Genomic DNA, 2,820 nt, shown 5'->3' with positions numbered 1-2,820 from the left:
CGGACAGGCCGAGCGCCGCCTCCTCGTGGCGGGCGGCGATCCGCGTCTCGGCGGGATCGGCGAGGCCGGCGCGCGCCGCCATGCGGCTCAGCCGAGCCGCTCGACGAGCTTCGCCACCACGCCGTCCAGCGTGTCGCCGTCGGCGCGGGCGGAGAAGGTGAGGGCCATGCGGTGCTTCAGGATGGGCTCGGCCAGCGCCGCCACGTCGTCGATGGAGGGCGCGAACCGGCCGTCGAGCAGCGCGCGGGCGCGCACCGCCAGCATCAGCGACTGGCTGGCGCGGGGGCCGGGGCCCCAGGCGATGCGGCTGGCGACGCTTTTCTCCGCCGTCTCGGGCCGGGCCGAGCGCACGAGGTCGAGGATGGCGTCCACCACCGATTCGCCCACGGGCAGGCGACGCACCAGCCGCTGGGCGGCGAGCAGGTCGTCCGAGGTCATGGCCGCCTTGGGCCTCGCTTCGTCCGCGCCGGTGGTGGCGAGCAGGATGCGCCGCTCCGCCTCCCGGTCCGGATAGCCCACGTCGATCTGCATCAGGAAGCGGTCGAGCTGGGCCTCGGGCAGCGGATAGGTGCCCTCCTGCTCCAGCGGGTTCTGGGTGGCGAGCACGTGGAACGGGCGCGGCAGGTCGTGGCGGTGGCCGGCGACGGTGACGTGATACTCCTGCATGGCCTGCAGCAGCGCCGATTGGGTGCGGGGGCTGGCGCGGTTGATCTCGTCGGCCATCAGAAGCTGGGCGAAGACCGGGCCGGACAGGAAGCGGAACGAGCGGCGGCCGTGCTCGTCCTCCTCCAGCACCTCGGAGCCGAGAATGTCGGAGGGCATCAGGTCCGGCGTGAACTGCACCCGGCGGGCGTCGAGCCCGAGCACCGTGCCGAGCGCCTCCACCAGCTTGGTCTTGGCGAGGCCCGGCACGCCCACCAGCAGCGCGTGGCCGCCGCACAGGATGGTGAGCAGGGCGTGGTCCACCACCTGCTCCTGCCCGAAGATCACCTGGCCGATGGCGGCGCGGGCGGCCGCCACATGGCCGCCGATCGCCTCCGCGCCCCGGACCACCGCGGCGTCGAGGTCGGTGGCGCCGTCGCCTGCCGTCTGGGTCATGGTGATCTCCTGAATGCCATCGCCGCCCATCGGACGATTCCGCGGCGCCGAATGCAAGCCCCGCGCGCGCCCCTCGGCGGGACTTACCCCGAACGGTCGGGCGGCCTACATGATAGGCGGCAGGGTCAAACGGGCGATATGAAGGCTGTCCCACGGCTCGCGAGTGGTTCAAGGAAACGTGATGTCGCAGGCGCACGCCGAAATCTCCCCCGCGGCCGGGCGCATGGACGCGCTGGCCCAGGCCGCGCGCGAGGCCGGCGGCCGGGGCCCGGCGCCGGTGCATCTGTGGAACCCCGAGCGCTGCGGCGCGATCGACATCGTCATCCGCGCCGACGGACGCTGGACCTACAACGGCTCGCTCATAGACCGTCCAGCGCTGGTGAAGCTGTTCGCCACCGTGCTGCGGCGCGACCCGGACGGCTATGTGCTGGTCACGCCCGCCGAGAAGCTCGACATCATGGTGGAGGACGCGCCCTTCGTGGCGGTGGAGATGGCGTGGGCGGGCGAGGGCCGCGACCGCCGCCTGCGCTTCCGCACCAATGTGGACGAGACGGTGGACGCCGGGCCAGACCATCCGCTGCGGTTCGAGGCCGCGGCCGACGGCGGCTTCAAGCCCTATGTGCGGGTGCGCGGCGAGCTCTGGGCGCTGGCGGCGCGCCCCGTGGTCTACGATCTGGTGGAGCTCGCCGAGGAGCGGGACGGCGCGCTGGGCGTCTGGTCGGGGGGCGCGTTCTTCCCCTTCGGCGAGGCGGCGGCGTGAGGCCGGACGGCGCGCTCGCCGCGCCGCCGCCGTTCTCGATCGAGGACCTGCGCGCCCGCGCGGCGACGCGCCTGCTGCCGGCCCCGCCCGATCCGGACGATCCCGAGACCGTGCCGATCGGCGAGTTCGCCTTGCTCGCGCCGGACCACACGCCCCGCGCCGCGGCGGTGCTGATCGGGGTGACGCCCCGCGCCGAGCCGCAGCTGCTGCTGACCCAGCGGGCGGCGCATCTGCCGGTGCATGCGGGGCAGATCTCGTTTCCGGGCGGCAAGCGGGAGCCGGGCGATCCGTCCCCGCTCGCCACCGCGCTGCGCGAGGCGCAGGAGGAGATCGGGCTTGACCCGGCCTTCGCGCGCCCGCTCGGCTATCTCGACCTCTACGTCACCAATTCGGGCTTCGCGATCGTGGGCTGCGTCGCCGAGGTCGATCCGGCCTACACGCTCGCTTTGTCGCCGGACGAGGTGGACGACGCCTTCGAGGTGCCTCTGGGCTTTCTGATGGCGGCGGAAAACCACCGGGTGGAGATGCGCGAGTGGCGCGGCGGCTTGCGGAAAGTTCATCACATGCCCTGGCGCGATCGGCATATCTGGGGTGTGACCGCAGGCCTGCTGCACAACCTTTATGAGAGGCTGTACGCCGAATGACGCGCATCCTGCTGCAGGCGCTGCTGTTCCTGTCGCCCTTCATCGCCTACGCGCTGTGGTTGCGCTTCACCGCCCGCGGCTGGCGCGCGCCGGAGCGCTGGCTCGGCGCGCCGCTGGTCTGGCTCGCGGTCGCGGGCGTGTCGCTGACGGTGGCGAGCCTGTTCGCGATGGCCTTCACCACCGGCGGCTCCACCAAGGCGATCTACGTGCCGGCGCACATGGAGAACGGCGTGTTCGTGCCGGGCAGCCTGCGGGAGCCCGGCGCGAAGTGAGCGCGACGCTGCGGCTCGCCGACGCCGGCTGGCTCGCGCGGGGGCC

4 protein-coding genes are annotated in these 2,820 nt (G+C 73.1%); 3 read left to right on the top strand and 1 reads right to left on the bottom strand.

From position 1 onward, the window contains the following. Positions 1 to 87: 87 nt before the first annotated feature. Positions 88 to 1,098, bottom strand: coding sequence for an AAA family ATPase (locus ACFQ4O_RS16560; RefSeq protein WP_378777320.1), 1,011 nt, complete (start codon positions 1,096 to 1,098; stop codon positions 88 to 90). Between the two features lie 181 nt (positions 1,099 to 1,279). Between ACFQ4O_RS16560 and ACFQ4O_RS16555 the strand changes: the two genes are divergently transcribed. From ACFQ4O_RS16555 to ACFQ4O_RS16545, 3 genes are read left to right on the top strand one after another with little or no spacing between them, the layout of a single operon-like run. Continuing rightward, complete coding sequence (locus ACFQ4O_RS16555) at positions 1,280 to 1,858, top strand: DUF1285 domain-containing protein (RefSeq protein ID WP_378777318.1); 579 nt, start codon at positions 1,280 to 1,282, stop codon at positions 1,856 to 1,858. Further along, positions 1,855 to 2,502, top strand: coding sequence for an NUDIX hydrolase (locus ACFQ4O_RS16550; protein ID WP_378777316.1), 648 nt, complete (start codon positions 1,855 to 1,857; stop codon positions 2,500 to 2,502). Before ACFQ4O_RS16555 ends, ACFQ4O_RS16550 begins: the two co-directional genes overlap by 4 nt. After that, positions 2,499 to 2,774: a DUF6111 family protein gene (locus ACFQ4O_RS16545; RefSeq protein ID WP_378777314.1), complete on the top strand. Its 276-nt coding sequence runs from the start codon at positions 2,499 to 2,501 to the stop codon at positions 2,772 to 2,774. The genes ACFQ4O_RS16550 and ACFQ4O_RS16545 overlap by 4 nt, the downstream gene beginning before the upstream one ends. Positions 2,775 to 2,820 lie beyond the last annotated feature (46 nt).

Source organism: Methylopila musalis (assembly GCF_042679725.1).
GTDB classification, from domain to species: domain Bacteria; phylum Pseudomonadota; class Alphaproteobacteria; order Rhizobiales; family Methylopilaceae; genus Methylopila; species Methylopila musalis.
Note: the sequence above shows the minus strand (reverse complement) of the source record. Positions and strands in the feature narration are given on the sequence as shown.

Excerpts from the sequence above, each read along its gene's own strand:
- ACFQ4O_RS16560 (WP_378777320.1), bottom strand. The coding sequence starts at position 1,098 with ATGACCCAGACGGCAGGCGACGGCGCCACCGACCTCGACGCCGCGGTG.
- ACFQ4O_RS16555 (WP_378777318.1), top strand. The coding sequence starts at position 1,280 with ATGTCGCAGGCGCACGCCGAAATCTCCCCCGCGGCCGGGCGCATGGAC.
- ACFQ4O_RS16545 (WP_378777314.1), top strand. The coding sequence starts at position 2,499 with ATGACGCGCATCCTGCTGCAGGCGCTGCTGTTCCTGTCGCCCTTCATC.